11 protein-coding genes and 1 pseudogene are annotated in these 19,322 nt (G+C 61.9%); 7 read left to right on the top strand and 5 right to left on the bottom strand.

What is annotated here, in order from left to right:
• The first annotated feature begins 131 nt into the window (after positions 1–131).
• From AB8810_RS11945 to AB8810_RS11935, 3 genes are all read left to right on the top strand, one after another.
• On the top strand, positions 132–1,847 hold the full coding sequence (locus AB8810_RS11945; RefSeq protein ID WP_372530500.1) for an ATP-binding cassette domain-containing protein: 1,716 nt from the start codon (positions 132–134) through the stop codon (positions 1,845–1,847).
• A 231-nt stretch (positions 1,848–2,078) separates the two neighbouring features.
• Positions 2,079–2,795, top strand: a complete 717-nt coding sequence (locus AB8810_RS11940; protein ID WP_372530499.1) for a TraX family protein — start codon at positions 2,079–2,081, stop codon at positions 2,793–2,795.
• 62 nt (positions 2,796–2,857) lie between these two features.
• A complete protein-coding gene (locus AB8810_RS11935; RefSeq protein ID WP_206228991.1) occupies positions 2,858–3,334 on the top strand; it encodes a MarR family winged helix-turn-helix transcriptional regulator in 477 nt (158 codons plus the stop codon).
• Here the strand turns inward: AB8810_RS11935 and AB8810_RS11930 are convergent.
• Positions 3,331–4,821 (bottom strand): FAD-dependent oxidoreductase, encoded by a 1,491-nt coding sequence (locus tag AB8810_RS11930; protein WP_372530498.1) that lies wholly within the window; start codon positions 4,819–4,821, stop codon positions 3,331–3,333. The genes AB8810_RS11935 and AB8810_RS11930 overlap by 4 nt on opposite strands.
• 898 nt (positions 4,822–5,719) lie before the next feature.
• On the opposite strand from AB8810_RS11930, the pseudogene AB8810_RS11925 reads away from it, so the two are divergent.
• Positions 5,720–6,076 (top strand): annotated as a pseudogene (locus AB8810_RS11925) (integrase); the annotation flags it as partial.
• A gap of 239 nt (positions 6,077–6,315) precedes the next feature.
• Here the strand turns inward: AB8810_RS11925 and AB8810_RS11920 are convergent.
• The gene (locus AB8810_RS11920) at positions 6,316–6,672 is read right to left on the bottom strand and encodes a hypothetical protein (RefSeq protein ID WP_372530497.1); all 357 of its coding nucleotides are present in this window, start codon (positions 6,670–6,672) and stop codon (positions 6,316–6,318) included.
• 182 nt (positions 6,673–6,854) lie between these two features.
• On the opposite strand from AB8810_RS11920, the gene AB8810_RS11915 reads away from it, so the two are divergent.
• From AB8810_RS11915 to AB8810_RS11905, 3 genes are read left to right on the top strand one after another with little or no spacing between them, the layout of a single operon-like run.
• The gene (locus tag AB8810_RS11915; RefSeq protein WP_372530496.1) at positions 6,855–7,739 is read left to right on the top strand and encodes a nucleotidyltransferase; all 885 of its coding nucleotides are present in this window, start codon (positions 6,855–6,857) and stop codon (positions 7,737–7,739) included.
• The gene (locus AB8810_RS11910) at positions 7,736–8,389 is read left to right on the top strand and encodes a hypothetical protein (protein WP_372530495.1); all 654 of its coding nucleotides are present in this window, start codon (positions 7,736–7,738) and stop codon (positions 8,387–8,389) included. The genes AB8810_RS11915 and AB8810_RS11910 overlap by 4 nt, the downstream gene beginning before the upstream one ends.
• Complete coding sequence (locus AB8810_RS11905; RefSeq protein ID WP_372530494.1) at positions 8,386–8,727, top strand: hypothetical protein; 342 nt, start codon at positions 8,386–8,388, stop codon at positions 8,725–8,727. Before AB8810_RS11910 ends, AB8810_RS11905 begins: the two co-directional genes overlap by 4 nt.
• 424 nt (positions 8,728–9,151) lie before the next feature.
• On the opposite strand, the gene AB8810_RS11900 is transcribed toward AB8810_RS11905, so the two are convergent.
• The 3 genes from AB8810_RS11900 to AB8810_RS11890 form a co-directional block, all read right to left on the bottom strand.
• Positions 9,152–15,502, bottom strand: coding sequence for an NACHT domain-containing protein (locus AB8810_RS11900; RefSeq protein WP_372530493.1), 6,351 nt, complete (start codon positions 15,500–15,502; stop codon positions 9,152–9,154).
• Between the two features lie 663 nt (positions 15,503–16,165).
• A complete protein-coding gene (locus tag AB8810_RS11895) occupies positions 16,166–17,098 on the bottom strand; it encodes a DUF4238 domain-containing protein (RefSeq protein ID WP_372530492.1) in 933 nt (310 codons plus the stop codon).
• A gap of 724 nt (positions 17,099–17,822) precedes the next feature.
• A complete protein-coding gene (locus AB8810_RS11890; protein WP_372530491.1) occupies positions 17,823–18,884 on the bottom strand; it encodes a helix-turn-helix domain-containing protein in 1,062 nt (353 codons plus the stop codon).
• Positions 18,885–19,322 lie beyond the last annotated feature (438 nt).

The following is a 19,322-nucleotide window of genomic DNA, read 5'->3' as shown; positions in this document are numbered from 1 at the left end:
GCCATGAGAACGGAGACGTTGCGCGCAGGCGAGGGCGGCCGCGGCACCATGCTCGCAGTGGCGCGGCATGCTGGCGCGCCGCAGCCTGCCACGCTGACCTGCGAACGGGCGCCGTCCCCGGGCCGGCACCGATGACCGCGCACCGCCACAGCGCACCCGACCCGGCGCCGCTGCTGTGTACCTTCATCGCCACCCTGGATCGTGGCGAGCGGATGCGCATCTGTGTCTACGTCGTGCTGTCGTTGGTCTGCGCACTGGCCGGCGTCGTCGCCACGGTCGCTTTGGTGCCGCTGGTGCAGCCCGGGCATGCACTGACGCTCGGCGGCCGCGTGCTCGCGTTGCCCGACGGCGTCCTCGCCCAGGCGGCGATCTTCGTCGCCGCCAGCGTTGGCTTCGCGCTGCTGCGCTGGACGGGCGCGCGGCTGGCCGCCGACCTGGCCAGCGGCCATGCGGCGCGCCTGCGCCGCATGGTGCACGCGCGCCTGCTCGACGCGCCACTACCGGCGCTTGCCGATGCCAGTTCGGCGGAAATCGCCAACGTCCTCACCTACAACATCGAGATCATCGTCCAGGGCTTCAGCGCATTGCTGCAGTTGCTGGTGGCCGCCATCACCGCCGGCGTCAGCCTGGGCATCGCCTTCCTGGTGTCGCCGACCCTGGTGCTGGCGCTGCCGCCGCTGCTGGGCCTGGCCGTGCTCGCGTTCCGCATTTCCGGCCACGAACAGGCGCGGGTGAGCCGCCAGTACGTCGCCGACATGACCCGACTGTTCTGGCTCAGCGAGGATTTCCCGCGACGCCTGCGCCACGTGCGTTCGTTCGAACGCGAAGACCTGGAGAAAAGCGGCTACGACGCGATCTCCAGCCGGCTCAGCCATGGCTACTGGCGGCAACAGGCGCTGGTCGCCTCGGGCCGGCTGCTGCTCGAACTCAGCGCCGTCGCCGCCATCGCGGCGATCATGCTGCTGGCCGGCCTCTGGCACGGCATCGACCGCGGCGCGTTGATCACCGTGGGCCTGTTGCTGGGACGGCTGCTGCCGTATCTGGTCTCGACCCGGCAGAGCTTCCAGCAACTGCGTTCGGCGGCACCGGCGCTGGAGCTGTGGCAGCACTATGTGGGCCTGGGGGCGGCGAGGGCGACACCGGCAACGCCGCACGCGGCCGCGCCCATGCATGGCCCGTTGCGGATCCACAGGATCGGCCTGGCACCGCCGCTGGCCGCGGTCGCGATCGGCGAACTGATCCTGGCGCCCGGCAGCATGACCTTGATCTGCGGACACTCCGGTGCCGGCAAGAGCAGCCTGATGGACGTGCTCGCCGGCATGGTCGAACCGCGCGTGTTCGCGGCGCAATGCGATGGACAAACGCTTGATTTCACGGCGTACCGCGCCTTGATCCGGCATGGCGCCTATGTCGGCCAGAGCGTGCGCCCGTGGCAGCATACGGTGCGCGACTGCCTGGCCTGGGCCGAGCCGGGCGCCAGCGAAGCGGCGATGTGGCAGGCGCTGCGCGACGTCGGCCTGGTCGCGCGCCTGCAGGCTGGCGCGCAGGGCCTGGACACCACCTTGAACAGCGCCGCCGCCAAACTCTCCGGCGGCGAACTGCAGCGCTTGCTGCTGGCGCAGGTGATCCTCAGGCAGCCGCGGATCGCCTTGCTCGACGAAGCCACCAGCGCCCTCGACGCGGTCTCGGAGCAGCACGTGCTGGCGACGCTGCGGCAACGCCTGCCGCGCACCGCGCTGGTCGTCGTGTCGCACCGGACCAGCCTGTCCGCCGTGGCCGACCGCTGCCTGCACATGGCGCGCCCGGCTTCCGCGCCATTGCCGATGGCGCAGCCACAGCCGCACTGACCGCCGCCGCATCCGTGGCGCGATCCGCGATGGCGCGCCGCGCCGGGAAACGCAGTCGCCCGTATTGCCGACTTGCGCGGAACAGTCTACCGTCCCTGGCTTCGACAGCGATGCGCGCCGGCTGCTCGCCGAACCGCCGCGATGCGCGCCGCGCCGCCGTCACAGGCAATGGCGGCAAGGCAGGGGCAGGGCGGACACTTGGCCGCCAGGAGCGGCGTTCTGAACGACACGATGACCAGCAGTGCCCGCGAACTGTTGAAATGGATCGCCTTGCTGCTGATGACCGGCGATCACGCAGCGAAGGTGCTGGTCCACGGCTATATCCCGATCGTGTCCGAACTCGGTCGCGTCGCGTTCCCGCTGTTCGCCCTGGTCATGGCCTACAACCTGGCCCAGCCTGGCGCCGACCTGCTCAAGTCCGTGCGCAGGCTGCTGCTGTGGGGAATCCTGGCCCAGCCGGCGTATGGACTGGCGTTCGGCTACTGGATGCCGTTCAACGTGCTGCTGAGCTTCGCCCTGGCGGCGGCGGTGATCTGGAGTATCCAGCGACGGCAATGGACCTTGCTCGGCATGTGCGTCCTGGCGGCGCCACCGTTGGTGGACTACAACTGGGCCGGACTGATCCTGGTACTGGCCGCCTGGTGGGTGTTCCGTTTGCGCGCGATGCCGCACGCGCCACGCCAGGGCGCGCCCCGGCACGGCTTGCGCGACGTGATTGAACACCGTTATGCGCGCATCGCGGTACTCGTCGTGGCGTTCGGACCGCTGTGCTGGTGGAACGGCAACGGCTGGGCCTTGCTGGCATTGCCGATGGTGGTGCTGCTGGCGAACCGCGATTTCCCCATTCCACGGACGCGCTGGGCGTTCTACATCTACTACGTGGGGCATCTGGCGGTGCTGGCGGTGCTGGCGGTGCTGGCGCGAACGCTGGCCGTGCATGCCGCCTGAGACGTCGTTCCCAGGTGCATGGGTGTAGCATGCACGCATCGAAGAAAGCTGATTCAGGGTCGATGAAGAAGGCGAAACAGGCACAGCGCAACGATCGATTCCGCGATCTGCACGGGGCGTTGCTCGAGATCGTCGGCGTCATGAACAGGCCGCAGCGCGACGAGGCGATGATTCGCGAAGCGGGAATCTCCCTGGAACGCGCCCTGTTCCCGCTGCTGGTACTGGTGGAACGGCTTGGACCGATCGGGGTGGTCGAATTGGCCGATCGGGTGGGGCGCGACTACACCACCGTCAGCCGCCAGGTGGCCAAGCTGGAAGGCCACGGCTTGGTCGATCGCCGGGAAAGCGCCAGCGACCGCCGCATTCGCGAGGCCGTCGTCACCGACAAGGGCAAGGCGATGACGGACCGTGTCGACGAGGCACGCAAGCGGATCGGCGTCTCCGTCTTCGCCGACTGGGAGGATCGGGATGTCGAGGAACTGGTCCGGCTCATGTGCAAGTTCGCCGACGACATCAAAGGCAAGCTGCCCGCAGACTAGAGGCCGAGCGCCGCCAGGTAGTCGGCAAGCGCATGCCGTTCGCCGACCTGCGCGGTCATGCCGACATAGCCGTCGGGCCGCACCAGTACCACATCGCCCGGCGACAGCCCGTAGGCCGCGGCGAAATGCCCGCCAATGTCGCGCACGTCGCCGCGCTCGCCAACGGTATACGCCTGCACACCGCCACGGGCCGGCAGTGCCGCGTGTTCGATTTCGTAGCCCAGCAGCGTCCAGTGCGGCCCCTTGAACAGCTCGAACAGGCGCGTCATCTGGCCTGCCGCACCGAGCAGCGGCGCATCGGGCGCACGCGTTCCGGAGGCGATCCTGGAAGAAGACATGGCCGGTTGCACCAGGACCGAAGCGTCGTAGTACAGGTCCAGCTGTTGGGTCTCGCGGCCCCGGCGCATGTCGCCTTGCTTGGCCGCGCCCAGCAGCTCGACCGACAGGCCGAGCATGCCTGCGGCGATAGGGCGCCGCTCCTGCTCGTAACTGTCCAGCAACGCGTCGGCGGCGCCGGCGATCACCGCGGCCAGCTTCCAGCCCAGGTTGTAGGCGTCCTGCACGCTGGTGTTGAGGCCTTGTCCGCCAGTCGGCGGATGGATGTGGGCAGCATCGCCGGCCAGGAAGATGCGGCCGACGCGATAGCGATCGGCCAGGCGGGCGTTCATCGCATAGGCGGATGCCCAGAAGACCTGGTCGATGCGGATATCCGTGCGCCCGGTACGCTCCGCGATCATGGCATCGATGCCGGCAGCGGACAGGTCGACTTCGCCCTCCAGCGGAATCGGCGCCTGCACCTGGAACAGATCGGTGCCGGCAAGCGGGCACAGCGAGACGTGGCGCTGCATGGACGCTTCGTTGAAGCGGTGCCAGCAAGCACGATCCAGACCGCCCAAGGCGACGTCGGCCACGATGGCGCGAACCCCCAGCGTCTTGCCGGGAAAATCGACCGCCAGCGCGTGCCGCACGAAGCTGCGCCCGCCGTCGGTCGCGACCAGGAAGCGCGCGCGAATGCGATGCGTGCCAGCAGCGTCGACCACTTGGGCGGTCACGCCGTCGGCGTCCTGCAGCACATCCACCAGTTCGCACCCGTAGCGAGGGGCATGCCCGAATTCGGCCAGCCGCTCGCGCAGGACGCGCTCGGTCAGGAACTGCGGCACCATCAACGGCAGCGTGTACGGCTCGGAGGGCCGCGCTGGCGGCGCTTGTTCGGCAGCAGCGACGTACTCTCTGCCGTCCTCGCCGTACTTCCGCTCAGGCGGGTAGGGACCGCCCACCGCGGCGAGCCGATTGGCGATCCCCAGGTCCTCGAAGATCTCCAGCGTCCGTGGCTGGATGCCCTTGCCGCGGGACCCGCCGAACGGCTCGTCGATCTTGTCGATCAGGCAAAAGCCGACCCCGCGCCGCGCCAGCTCCAAGGCCAGGGTCAGGCCCGCGGCGCCAGCGCCGCAGATCAGGACATCCAACGGATTGCCTTCGTCGTTCATGTCGCCTCCATATGTGCAAAATGCACTTAACTGGACGGCAGCGTATGCCTACTGGGAGAAGAGTGCAATATGCACATAATTTCCTGGGCTGGAAATTCCAGATTGCAGGTCGGCGTGAATGGACTGTGCAGCTGGTCAAATTTGCCATGTGGCCGCCTGCGCACGGTTGTCGCATCTGTCTAAGCGTGCGCTTCGCCCGTCCCATATCATCCTTTCCACGGGGGTGAGCATGGATGTTCGTGTCGTGGGGCTGTTCTTGCTGTTGTCGGCATTCGCCGTGTCGGCGCAGACGCGCTCAGCTACCGGCCGTGGCATCGAGCGTGTGAACCCGAATCGCAACGTCGCTGCGGTTCCGAAGCTCGATTGTCGCAAGCTTCTCGCTAGCGATCCTCGGCCATGGGTGCATGCCTATTGCGAGCATGTCGACTTCGCGATGCAGGACGGCATGTCCCGCGCCTGGGGACGTCCTCGGCCATCGTCGGTTCTTCTCGATATCCCTGCGCTTGGTACCGCTGAGGCCAAGGCTTCTGGCGTCTCATGTTCCGAGGGCCGTGTGATCCGCAGGGTGGGCAATGGCTGGGAGCAAGCGCTAGATCAGCAGCGTAACTATCTGCGGTGCCGGCCGTCTGTCGAGTTGCCGGCGATATCTATTGGTCGATGAGAGGTGGAGCTGGCTTGAGGCTTTCCAGAAGCAGGAGCGGTGCAAGATAGAGCGGCAGCAGACCAGTGCAGCACCTCAGTTGATTTAACATAATATACATTATGCGAAATAGCGTACCAGGCGGCACGGGTTCGGGCGCGCTGGATTTGGCTGTGGATCAAGTCTTGCTTGCCCAAGCTGATTGCCGCGGAGGAAGTGCCCCGTTCCAGCAGACATACACCCCATTCGCTATGGTGATCTTCATCCTCGACCCCGGACAAGCCGGTGCTCGACCGGGCCGCCCTCGCCCTGCAGGATTGGCTGGCAGCGTCCAGGACCACCGAAGAGGCGATCTTCCGGCGGCTGTGGAAGCAGCGGGTCGGCCCTGCCCTGTCCCTGGCCGCCGTGGGGGAGATCGTGCAGCGGCGGGCGCGCCTGGCGGGTTTTGGCGGGCATAGTCTCAGGTCGGGGTTTGTGACCGAGGCCAGCCGCCAGGGCGTGACACTGCCGGCGATCATGCAGCTGACGGAGCATCGGTCGGTGTCGAGTTTCGTCGGCTACTTCCAGGCAGGCGAAGTCATAGGCAACCCGGCTGCCCGCTTGCTAGAGGATTGAAAGTCGGCGGCGAACCGCTGCCCGTTCCGTCATTCACCTTCTCTGCCCGCTCTTCATCTACCAAAAGGCTGAAGCAGGCATCCTATCGCCCCATACAGAGGACTCAAAATCCGCCGAGCTAACACTCGTGTGGGTTCGAGTCCCACCTTCGGTACCCTAAAAACAAAGGGTTAGGCTTCGCGGCCTAGCCCTTTGTTTTACTTGTAGCGCCTGTAGCCCGTGCGTAGCCGTGGGCGGCGCTATGCGGTGTATTCATAGTGCCGGTGGTTCACGTTGTCGCCGCACGCATAGCAGCGGCGATAGGCACCGCCCCGGCTCGCGTACCCAGCGCGTTCGTGCCCTAGCGGGCCGCCGCAACGTGGGCAATCGAACCCTTGGCCTCGCTGCCACTGCACTAGCCTGTAGGTGGGCGCAGCCACCAGCCACAACGTGGCCGCCAGCGCCAGCAGGGGCACCCAGCGCCCGACCACCACGAACCCGGCCAGCAGCGGGCTTGCCTGCCACTGCGAAAGCACGGCCGCCGACACCACGGCCACGAGAAGCGCGAACACGGCGGGGCCATAGGCCCGAACCGCTACCCAGTTCCATCGATCCATAAAGCCCTCCACGGCGACATTGCCTAGGCCGATTCTTCCGGCGGCCAGTCGCATAGGTTGAGACGCCCCGCGCCCATCATTCGCATGAAGGATCGAGAAATCGTTTCCAGCCGATTCTGACCTTGAAAGTTGATGCGGTGCCCCAACGGTAATCACAGGGGATCAATTAAACGGAGTTAATCGTGAGCGCAGAATGGGAAGCGTGCTTCGAGAAGTGGGCGCAATCGCCGAGCAATACCGAAACCGACAAGATTGAACACTCAATCACGGCCATCAAGAAGGCGCTCGCCGCCTGGCCGGCGGTGGCGACGGTAAGCCGCGCTTTCGTACAGGGCTCCTACCGGAACCGCGTAAATGTTCGCCAGGACAGTGACGTTGACATCGCGGTTGTCTATACAGGTGGGACGTTCTTCCCGGACTACCCCGAAGGAACGACACGCGAAACATTCGGAAATCTACCCGGCACCTACACCTACGCTCAGTTCAAAAATGACATTAGTGACGCCCTCGTAGATTATTTTGGCTCTACACACGTAACGCGCGGAGACAAAGCTTTCGACATTCACGAGAATACGTATCGAGTCGATGCGGACGCCGTCCCTGTTTTCGAGCATCGTAGGTACCGGCACACCGGGACGTACTTGAGTGGCACCCAGCTTTATACCGACAAGGGCGTAAAGATCATCAATTGGCCGGAACAGCACTACGCTAACGGAAACGACAAGAACAACAATACTCGGAGGGCATATCGCAAGATTGTCCGTATCGTAAAGAAGCTGAGGAACGTCATGGACGACGAAGGAGTTGCCGAAGCAAAGCCACTCAAGGGGTTCAATGTTGAGTGCCTTGTCTGGAATGTTCCGAACACGCTTTTCATGCACGACACGCTATTCCAGGACGTCACTGCGGCGCTGAACTATCTTTCTATTCAACTTTCAAGAATGGATGCCTGCGGCGAATGGGGTGAGGTAAGCGAACTCAAATATCTACTCAGGGGCAACGAAACGAAGCGACAGCAGTTCAAGGCATTCATTGATCGCGCACGCAAGCGAATTGGAATTGCATGATGGTCACTCGGCCACAAATCACTGCCGCACTGCTCATAGCCGCCGCAGCATGGGGAGTAGCGCTATTTCTTCAGGGAACTAAGCTGACATGGGAGCACGCGGCTCCGTTCACGACCGTTGTAACGGTATTGGTCCTCGTCGCCTACGCGATGGAGCACTGGCTATGGAAGCTCAAATTCCTGCAGGGATTTCTGTTCGATCGCCCAGACATTCGGGGGACTTGGAAAGTTACCATCCAGTCAAGCTGGGTGAACCCCGAGACGAAACAAGGCATCCCGCCCATATCGGCCTATGCCGCCGTCACGCAAACTGCATCGAAACTGGAGATCCACCTACTTACGCCCGAATCCGAGTCCTGTCTGTTGGCTCACTCGATCAAGCCCAGCACATGCGCATCGCGTTTTGAAATTGTAGTTGCCTATGCAAACACACCCAACGTGTCATTGCGGGGAGTACGAAGCGAAAGGCATGTGGGCGCAGCGGTGATCGCCACCCACGGCTCCAAGAAATACAAGCCGACCGCCCTAGAAGCCGACTATTGGACAGATCGCAAGACCGTTGGCCACATGGAATTTACGGAGCGAACGGATGAAATATTATCGCGATTCGCAGATGCGAAAGCCTACTTCGATGCGAAGGCGAACCCATGAACATAGCTATCGATATCGAGTCATTCGACCGTCAACTACCTTTCCTTATCGCGGACTCCAGCACGATCCAGCAAGGGGTGGTCATCGATGCGCCTGGCGGTGCGAAGCTGCACTTTCAAGGCGGGCTGATTCGCAAAGCAGTTGATATCCCCGAGATAAGCCAGTACATCCTGCAACTCGCGGTAGATATCGACGTCGGACTGTTCTCTGCATGGCTATATGACAAACTCAAGTCGCGCAGCGTCGAGCGCGTCATCATCAACCGGGTTGAAATCACCGAGATTACCGAGAACTCTATCCGGCGCGTTATCACCGAGCAGATTGAAGAATGGCATTAACGCGCCCACTTCACTCGTACGGCATCCACGGGTTCTGGCCGGGACAGGTCGAACACGGTGAGCGCCAAGGCCAGAGCAAGGTCGTCGTGCGCCCCGTCGCGGGGGCGTTCGATGCGCGGCAGCGGTTCGGCGGCCTTTAGTTTTCGGCTTGGCCCGCGGACTTGAACAGCTTCTCGGCCAGTTCCTGCTCTCGATCGGACTCGACCCGGTCGGTCCCCATGTCCAATCCTCCGAGCACTTCATGTCGCGCGGCATAAGCCGCTGGCCTAGGGTCGAAAGCCGCCATTCCCTACCCCCGATAAATCCGTCTAACCCCTGCCTTGGCAGCGTCTGCTCTCGGCGAAAAGCCGTCGTTAACAGGCGAACTTCCTTGTCCTCAGGCCCACACTATTGGGCTCGGTTTGGGGAAGGCAATACAAGCAGATCAGTAATCTTGTTTCGATGCCTTCTTCGCATGCCAAATTCTTATCTTCCCTTCATCGAGCAGCAGCCCGACAAGAACTGATCTAACGCCGCTCGAAGGAGCGTACTCACGTGACGATCGATACTTCCAAAACGTAATTGTGAAAACGAGTCGCTTGTTCAGGCTGGACAACGTCTCAGCGAGCCAATCGGGCGAAGCCCATAAAGCCTCACCGTCATCGTGGTGGCGGGATCCACGGTGATCATCGGGGTCGGGTTGCCAAGTGCCCCAGACTTGGCTCCTCAGCGCCAACTTACTATCAGCGGTATGCCAATCACCGCTGCCCGCCTGGTTGGCTAACATCAGACTGTTCGTGAGGTCAATTCCGAGACGCGGTCTTCCAGCCGCTCCCTTCGCCGCAATTTCATCACCTAAGTCGATGCCGAGACTGTGGGTCTCGGGCGCCCAGACCAATGGGGCAAAAATGCTCTTCTGCCGGTGACGACGGTCGTAAAATCCCTCGTCCCAGAACTCCGGCAGCCAAAGGTCATGACCGTGTTGTTTAGCGAATGCCATACAGCGGCCAATCGCGCCCTTCCGTTCCGTCAGCGCCGACGTGATTCTGACGTGCACGCCATCGGGCGAAGACCAGCGCCCATAGAGCAGGACTAGCGCGTCGTAGGTGTCCATGAGGCCCAGCTTCCGCAGCACCGTTTGTTGTTCCTGCAGTGTCTCTTGCTGGCCTGTCCTTTTGCCCAGCAGACTCTCCTTCGCCTGCCAGGGTATCGGATCCTTCCGATCCGATAGCCAGGAGCCATCATCGAAAGTCACGTCGTAGCGATTGCGCCATTCGAGCCAAGGTGAGCCGTCGCTAGCCTCATAACTCCGAACGACCACCGGCCGCGTCGTCGAAAGACTAGTTGCAGCGCTCAGCAGCGCGTGTTTTTGGACATGCTCGCGGTAGGTCTCGTATCGATCGCCCCGATCCCGGTCGTACCGTTGACGGCCGGGGAATTCGTTCAGCGAAGTAGCGCCCGGCCATCGATGCGTGATTTCTGTTGCCATTGCCTCCACCACCGTTGCCTCGTCGACATTGAAGAGCCAGGCGAGGGTACTGATGTCACTCTTGGCGAACTCGTAGTCGAAGTGGAAGCTCGACGTAGATTCTGCCGGGACCGGGTGAATATCGCTGGTGACGATGCCGCATGGTGGTTGGTCGATCTGATCGACCAACGCCTCCAGGTCTACGTCGCGCGCACCGTCGTTGCCGATATTTCTCAGACATCTAGCAATGTGCACTTTGTTAATGACATGGAGGTCGCTTCGTTGGGCGAGCGCCAGCAGTTGGCGTCTGAGACCGCCCATCGCCCCGGCGTGGCGCAAGGCAGCCCGCGCCAGACCCATCAGCAGCCACTGCTGGGAATTCTGGAATGGAAACCCCCGATCCGACGATGCCAAGGCCGCGATCTCCCTTTGGTCAAAGCGGTCGAGCAACAGCCCGAGCTCTTCGTCGAGACCCAACTCGACAAGCGTTTTCAAGCCCCTTGCGATGGTCCAGCGGAGATAGGCGTCTTCGTCGCCGAGAAGGTGCCAGATCACATCGGCGAAGAACGCCGCTTCATCTTCTTCGACGATTTGATCGGGACAGAACGGCCCCTCTCCGATCTCGTCGGCAATGCGGGAAGCCGGCCCGGACAGCAGCAACTCCAGCGCACCGAGGCCAGCCTGGCCCGAAGTGACATCGCACAGTGCGGTGGCCAACTGTAGCCACTCGTCGCCGTCGAGCTCCAACTCATCGGCCGCCACCTTGCGAAGGAGTAGCCGCAGTACGAAGTGCTTGTCACCGCAAAGTTCCGAGAGTCCGTGGATGCCGCGTACGATGTCGGAGAACTGACCTTCGAACAACTCAACGATCTTAGACTCGAACAACCGTTCAACCAACGCTTTCGCATTCGAAACGAGGTGCTTGGAGGATCCGCTCCAAACGGCGAGACACTCGGCAACTATGTCCAATGACTGGGTGATGCTCAGCTCGGATGCGTCGCAGACTGCGAACAATAGTGCCAACCGCCTAGAATACGGGCACGAGGCGAGCAATCCGGCGACGAAGCGCTGGCGTGCGTCATAGTATAGCCGGCCATCCGCTTTAATGGTCGACAGTGCTTTGTCGATCGAATGTGCTGATGACGGATCGCAGTCCGCGACCAGCGCTGCAATGAGACTGCCGACCTCTTCTTCACTCGGCTTCGGAGTCTGCTCGGCGAGGAAGTCCTGCTGCGATCTGTCGCGACTGTTGAACTCATCCTGCGAGCGTTGCGCTTCAACCCTGAGTCGCTCGACCGCCTCGTGAACATCAGTGGTAAGTGCGTTCGGGAACTGATCCCCCGCTTCCAGGAAGCCTTCCCAGAGTGAGGTCCAGCCACCGAACGGGTATCGGGCGCGTAGCTTCTCGACGATCGCCTGGAATATCCTCCTCTGATCGCTGGGCTTTGACAGTCTCAGCAGGTCGGCGACCCCGTCACCGGAACGCCAGTCCCACCAGCCATGGTCCTCGCAAATCGTCAGGACGAATGCGGCGCGACGTGGATCGAGGTCTCCGTTCTTGGCCAGAAAGCAAGCAAGCTGCGGCAATCCGTAGGAGAGGCCCGCGACGTCCTGATCGTGCCAGCGCACGATCTTGGCGATCGCCTGGAAGCCTATGGAATTAGCGGCGGCGCGCGCAAACAACGTCCAGCCGAACTTGCTCGGCTCATTCCGCACGATGGTCTGGCAAAGGTTCATCAACCGATGCGACAGCGCCGGCTTCAGGAAGCCGCCCCGCTGCACGCTCGCGAAACGAAGCAGCGAATAGATTTGCTCGTAGCTCTCTCCGCCAAGCTGGTCCAACTGGCCCAGACCTTGCCGGTAGTACTCGCGGGCTTCGTCAATGCTCATGGAAACGAGGGACGCAGCGAGATTGGCGTATGCGCCGCCGCGCTGATCGATATCGTCCTCATGGCCGATCTGTTCGGCGATGTGCTGCGCGAACTGGCCCGCGAGCTCATGGAGGTTTGATCGCTGGGCAAGCTGGCCCAATACAGACGTCTTCTGTCGGACGGAAAATCTTTCCGAGGAAGTCAGACCAACGATGGCCCTCGCCTGGTCTTCCGATATTCGGGGTGCATGGTCCAGCAGGATGTGGATGCAGCCGAGCCCGACGGTTCGAATGAACAAATCAGCTGCGACCTCGGCCCTCCAGTGCACTCCCTGTCGCAAGTGCTTGCGCCATCCGTCCAGGAAGTCGGTGACGATCGCATCAGAAAGGCCCCGGCGCGAGAGGGCGGCTTCCTCGATCGGCCGGGTCAGCTGGCGTGCCAGCTCGATGCACCTGCTGATGTTCTCGCAATCGCGGTCGCTGAATCTCGCGCCTTGCGGATTGCTGCCACGTTTCTTGCCGGGGCCGCCGGATGCAGGCTGGTGCAGCTTCTTCAGAAACGCGAGCACTTCTCTCTCGGACGTGACTGCCCTCGCCTGCTTGGTGATCACCAGTTCCCTCGGAAGCAGGTCATGGTAGGCGACCGGCCTTCCAGCCGACCATGCGCGAATGCAGGCGCGGAGGATCGGGCCCCAGACCCTCGAGGGGCCGTAACGCTCGCCATAGTCGTATACCGATGGTCGGGCCAGCGGCGCGTGGCGGATGATCGCTGCGGCAACGGCGCGCGAGCTGTAGAGGAGTGCTGTCAACGCCGCCTGTACGACGTGATCGCTGCCCCCTCTCTTGGACTCGGCTGAGAAGCCCTCGTCTTCGTCATCGTCATCGCCGGCGGGCAGTGGCGCTCCAGTCGACTTTGCCAGCGCGCCCACTTGTCGTCTATTGAGAAAGCGGGGTCGCGAGAGGAGCCGCAGCTTGAGCGCACGCGATTTTCCTTCGTCGCTTGCGGCGAAGGAGACTAAATCCGCGAGCAACGTAGTGCCGTTCGCATGGTCGAACAGTTCTAGCAGCTGCAAGAGCTCGCCGCTCGCAGACAGCGAAAAGCGATCATTCCATGCAGCGAGGTTACGATCGACCGCGTCAAACTTGCCTCCGGCGGAATGCTGGAACAGTACTGCTGCGAAGTCCTTGGTCTCCGGTCCGGCGAATTTTCCATGCGTCTCGTCGTGCGGCTGTGCGGCATGCCAGTTGATCCACCGCACCGTGCTCCCGCATTGGATCTCCGATTCCTCGGCGTTACCTGCGAAGCGATGAGCGATTGTCAGCCTTGAACTTCTGGCACCACGCCATCCCGAGCGATCCGCAATAAGGCGGCGATAGGAATCAGCGTCACCGAGCACGATCGCGAGCGCAGGTGAGCTTCGAATGAACTCGTCGCCTCTCAGATTGGCGGTGGCGGCTTGCGCCAGCCGCATGCTGAGGCCCAGCACACGGTCGAGGTCGTCTTCCGCAACCGCCAATCGGAAAGCCGCGCGAAGCCGTGCGAGCCTCAACCTTCGGCGGCCGAACTCCGACTGCACCGTTGCCGGGAAATTGGTTGAGTCGACGAGTGCGAACGCACGGTCACTGTCTTTAATGACGACCAGAAAATGCGGCAGCGCCTCGGCGGCATAGGCCGATGTCCCCTGCGAGGCCAACAGGCGGTCGGCGATGGCCTTTTGCGCTTCCGATACTTCGGAGTATGTCTCCCGAATATATGTTTCCGTGGGCTCGTCCCTGAAGATAGCGCCGTGCGATGCCACCTCAAGCATCGGGGCTAAATCCGATGCGGCGGTACGTACTTGAGCCGCAGACCATCCAAGCGCGTTTGCCAACTCGTCGAGCGGAATCGGCGGGGGAAGCAGCGACAGGGCGACGAAGAACTCTGCGACCTCCGACTCCAGCCATCCTGCGACATGAAGATCGGAGACGATCTTTATGCAACGCTGGGCGATAATCTCGGGGACCTTGATGAGACCAGCCGACGTGCCGCCGCGGACATTCTCGTCCCAGGTCTGGACGAGGTAGTCTAGGACGCGCGCGTTCCGGCCGGATCGCGCCAAGGCGGTCGCAACCTCCACGCCGGAAGCGTCAGGCTTGCGCTCCTGCAGGAACTCTCGGGCCTCCGGATCGGTGAAGGGGCCTAGCTCGACCCGACTCACCGTGCTGCGACCGATGACCTTGTCCTTGCGGTGCGGGCGCGCAGTAAGCAGTAGTTTCACGCCATCGATTGGATCTTCGTCGATGGTCGCAAGAAGAAGCTTCGGGAACGCCTCTTCATGGCGATGGTCGGCTTCCAGCTGGGCGTTGTCAGCGGCATCGATGACGATGAGCAAGCCGAGCTTTTCGGACTGGGTTTTGATTGCCGCCGCCGCTTGGGCAAGCCGTTTGCGCGCAGCCTTGACGACCTTGCGGCTATCGTCGCCGCTCGGCAGCATCGGATCACAAAGTGTCCGGGACGCCAGTTCGTTGACGATCTGCACAAGACCGATTCTGGGGAGGTGCCTGGAGTGATTGTCCGAACGGTACGACCCACCGCCGAAACAGTCGAAAATGACCACTTCGAATTCATTCGCCATCCTTGCGGCAAGACTCTGCACGAACACGGTCTTACCCACTCCGCCCTCCGCGTCGACGAAGACGGGCTTCACTGAGCTCTTGATCAGATCATGGACGGTCGATAGTTCAGATCTCTCGACGACGGCACCCACGTCGATGAATCGGGTGTCGGCCGGAAAGAGGTCCTCCGGAGCGCAATCGAGTGCATCCAGGACATCCTCACGGCGGATCAGATTCTTGCCTTGGCCACTCGGGCCGGCCTTTCTCAAGACGAGATCCTGGAGTCCGTAAAGGCGGCTCCTGGCTTCTGCATCGGCACCGGCAGACCAGTCGGTGAGCGTTCGCCTGAGCGCGCTGTCTTGACTCGAAAGACCCTTTTCTCCAGCCCGGAACACCATTCTGGAGAAAAGACGGCTTGCGTCGGATAAGCCCCCAGTAGCACAGCATTCCTTGAGATAACGAACCTGGTCGGCTGCTTCGCGACCTAAAGGCGTCTTCTCTTCGATAAGCGCCTCTATGGCCTCAGAAAGACTGTCCTTGAGTTCCGCGTTCGTGACGAAAATGAACACCGCTTTCGCGTCGACTTCGGCGGCCGGAAACTCCTTCTCATAGCCGGCAATCGTGCTAGAGAACTTTTCGATCGTCTTCTTCAGATAAGAGGCCGTAACAGCTTCACAGCGATGCTTGTACTTGAACTGGACGGTCTCAAGCCGCTCGCAGCTCTGAAAATTGTCTCCATCCCCGTAGTAAAGGACGAGGTCGGCGACATCTTCGGCCCACTTTCCGGGACTCGTCGTCTCCGTTGATGAAATCCCCTCCACGGCGATTGCGAATAAATCGTCGTTCGGAAAAACCAGCTGCAATGCCCGTCTGGCAGCCCATCTCTCGTGGAAGGTGTGACCACCGCGAGACCCGCGGACTGGATCTATACTTTCATCATCGCTAGGCATGCTCATACTGTGCCAGTACTCAGTCGTCCTTCATTCTATGACAGTTGCCGCAGATCAGGGGCTGTGCCGCCGACGCCAACCTCCCTCAGCAGAGTAGCCAGTTCGCCAAAGTCTGAGTGTACAATGCCCCGAGCATTGAGCTAGCCTAACTAGGAAACTGCGGCTACCGGCTATCAATACTAACTAAGAATCTTTCTAAATCATAGATTCTGAGTGTAAAACTTCAACAAGACATTCCTGCACTCGGACCCAAATTCCGCTAAGAGTCAAAAGCTGCCGCCCCTACCCCCGATAAAACATGCCTAATCCACCATCCAACGGGTATCCACCGGACCACTAATCGCGCGGGGCCTGACTCAGCCTCGGCTCTACTCCATGAATGAGCGCCTGGTCAAAATGCGCTGGTGACGCATCTGTCCTGCCGAGCATCGGACGTGCAGCTAGCTGCATGAGCGCCGCGATCTAACACGCTGCCAGGCCGACACCTTCTTGCACGCCGAGTCGCAGGTATTGAGACGCGAGCAGGGAAGGGTCTACATTAAGGTGCAGTAGTCCTTTTTTCTCATTCGACGCTCCTCAAGTCTTGGTGATGTGCTGACCAACTAGAGCTGCGACACCGTACAGGTCTGGCTCGTTTGCTCCGAAAATCTGCCGCTCGGCCGCAACTGCGATGAGACGATTGAACTCATGAGCCTGAGCGGCGTCGAAAATTCGCCCACTCGAGAAGCAATCGCTGGTCGTAATGACCAACGCCTTCTGCGGGGACAGTGGGTAGTAGAACTCGCAGTCCTGAACCGCTATATCCGCCGGAAGGTCTACGGCCAGCGTGTTGATGACAGGTTGGTCGCCGGTGATGAGTGGAACGTCGGTTTCGTTGATAAGTAGATATGGCTTCAAGGTGGCTCGCTCGGAAAAAAGCGTGAAGCCCGCCGCGGTTGCAAACATATGCCGCAACGCCCCCATTGATCGCTCGAGCGTGCCGCTGAACCGGCCATCCATTCCCCGCTTTACGTTCGCCGACAAGCGGGTCGTCCTGAAATACTGAGTCATCAGGAAATGCACAAAGACCATGTAGTCATCGTCATCGACCAGACAAAAGATTTCGGAGGCTAGCAATCGCTCCAAAAGCGGCAGCGCATTGTCCTCGATGTCCCCGTGTAGTTTTTCCTCGAGCTCGATATACAGCGGCTCAAGTGTGGATGCGGCGTCGATACCTTGCGCCTCAAGGAGACGTCGAATCCTGCCCAGGGCATTGAAGTCGCTCAGCCACCGCTCTGCCGAACGTCTCTGAATCTCGCTGTTCATTGGCGCGATGAAGGCGCCATGGACCAAAGTGACATCTTCATCTGTCATGTCCCGAACGCGATAGAAGTCTCTTTCCTGGCCAACTTTCATCAGACCAGCCCGGAAGGGTGCGTCTCCCATCGAGCACCATATCTGCTCTTTGCTGGCCCAGGCTCTCAGGTATTTGCGCCAGACCGTGTGTTGGCGTCGCGTGGGCTTGTTCATCTTAAGTAACCGCCGGTCACCGCTCGGCCTCTCCCGGCACCCACACAAAATACAGATAACAGACGCTTGGCCAGTGCCCTGCCCTCCTTGCTCAACGGCCTTGTGCTGACCAGAACCACTTCACACAGAACAGGCGTGCGCAGGGCTCTCCACTCATCATAAACCTCGCGGGTATCAGGATCGATGAAAGCGGCGGGATCCGGCTCCGGGCTCTGCCCAGCGGCATCCATCCATCGGTCCGTGTAGCTCATCGGCACCTCAACGCGTTTCCTTTCACGGGAGTCTACCCCTCATGCACACCTTGCGGCTCCTCATCGGCTTCTTGCGCGGCCAGACATGCTGCCATCTGGGCGAAGCCTCATATCTCCTCCACCAGCGCCGGCTCAAGTCGTCCATCTTCAGACCGACGTTCGGCGTCATTAGCGGTTCTCTGGGGATGGGGTCAGGCCGCCAAGCTCAGGGGCTCCCGGCCAGATCGGATGTAGAGCGAGCGCGGCAGCGGCCTTCGCGGCAGAAGCGCCGAGAGCCGGTGCGGGCCACGTGAAGCTCCGCCTTAGCGCTGCGGCTGCTGGCTTACCCTCGATAACGCCCCCTAATCACCCAATCCAAGCTCCCGTCCCTCCCCGCACATTTCGCCTGGCAGTTCTGGCGCTGCGCCGAATCTGCATCTCCAAGCGGTAGGGCGACGCATGTCCGGCGGTCTGCAAGTGCCGGCCCTTGCCATTCACTGCGTGATGGAAGCGACGGACTTCTGGCCTGATGCCCGGCTTTCGCGCGAGCGGGCCAGGGCGCGGAAGTCGCGGGGCGGCATGTCATACGCACGGCGGAACGCGTGGTTGAAATCCGCCGCACTCCTGAATCCCAGACCGTAAGCGATCTCCACGACCGGCGCCTTCGGAAATCGGATGAGTTCGTCCGCGGCCTCGCGCAACCGGCGATTGCGGATGTAGGTGGCCAGGCCGCCTTCATGCTCGAACAGGCGATACAGCGCGGCGCGGGACAGCTGCGATGCATCGACGATGCTCTCCAGCGACAGTTCCGGCTCGTGCAAGTGGTGCTCGACATGCTGCCGTACCCTGCCGAACACCGCTGCGCGGATCGCGGCGCGCGCGTCGCCACTCAGGCCGCACTGTTTGGCGAAGGCCCCGACGATCAGGTGCGCGCATGTGGCCATCATCGAGCGGGCTTCAGCCACGCTCATCGTATCGATGCTGCTGGAAAGCGCCTCCAGTTCGCCTAGAAACATGCGCGCGCGCGGCGATGCGTAGTCGATCACGCGGCCATGCAGCGATTCCGCATCGGGCAGCACCGATTCCACCAGTGCACGCGGCAGGAACAAGGCCATGACCTGGCTCCTGCACTCCCGCTCCATGCGCATCGTCTGGCCCATGTCCAGCGCCAGGATGCCTGGCCGGGATTGCAGCGCCTTGCGCCGCGGATACAGACCGGTTGTGGTTTCGACGCCGCCGCCCCCCACCAGCAGCACGTGAAAAACATAATCGCGCATGGTGTCCGTGGAAATTTGTGGCGCCGTGCGGGTCTGCGTGATCGGGTCGGTGCTGGCGTGGAGAAACCTCATGCCATCGACCAGGTAATGGTCGAGCGTGGCGCGAAACCCGTCAGCCACCTGTGCGTGCGACACCGCTATATCGAGAAAAGAGGAGGTTCGATCACGCCACGCCACCAGTTGCTGCGTTCGTGCGACGTCGCGTGTGCTGAAGTGGTGGTGGATCGGCACGCGAACGCTTGCCTCGACCTCGACATGGCTTGTGCTGTTGCTGGTCATCCCGGGCCCCCGTCCGCGCGCGCTCATGCTACAGGACGCGCGCCCGCTTTTATCCCCGCCTGTCGTGGCATGCCGCAACACCCTCCCACGCTGGCGCTCACGCTTGCTGGCACATCGAATCAGCGCCAGGCCTGGCGTATCGACTCGCTACCGCCTGCCGCCTTGCCGACGAAAACCCTTTTCCCCCATGTCGTCGCTCCCGCGAAGGCGGGAGGCGCTTTACAACAGCGAAGCCGGCAATTGCCCACAAAAGCGAACCGCTCCTCCACTGTGGCCTTGCCCTCGCAAGCGATCGCTCGTCACCCCAACGTCGTCATTCCCCCAACCTTCCCTTTCCAACTGAGACAGCCGATCAAGTCGCCTGTGCCCTAACGCGCAAAATTCCCAGCTAACCAACCCGGTCATCCGAGCCTGTCCAAGAGAAGCTTGCCCGGGGAA

This window comes from Xanthomonas sp. NCPPB 3005 (assembly GCF_041228095.2).
Classification (GTDB): domain Bacteria; phylum Pseudomonadota; class Gammaproteobacteria; order Xanthomonadales; family Xanthomonadaceae; genus Xanthomonas_A; species Xanthomonas_A bonasiae.
Note: the sequence above shows the minus strand (reverse complement) of the source record. Positions and strands in the feature narration are given on the sequence as shown.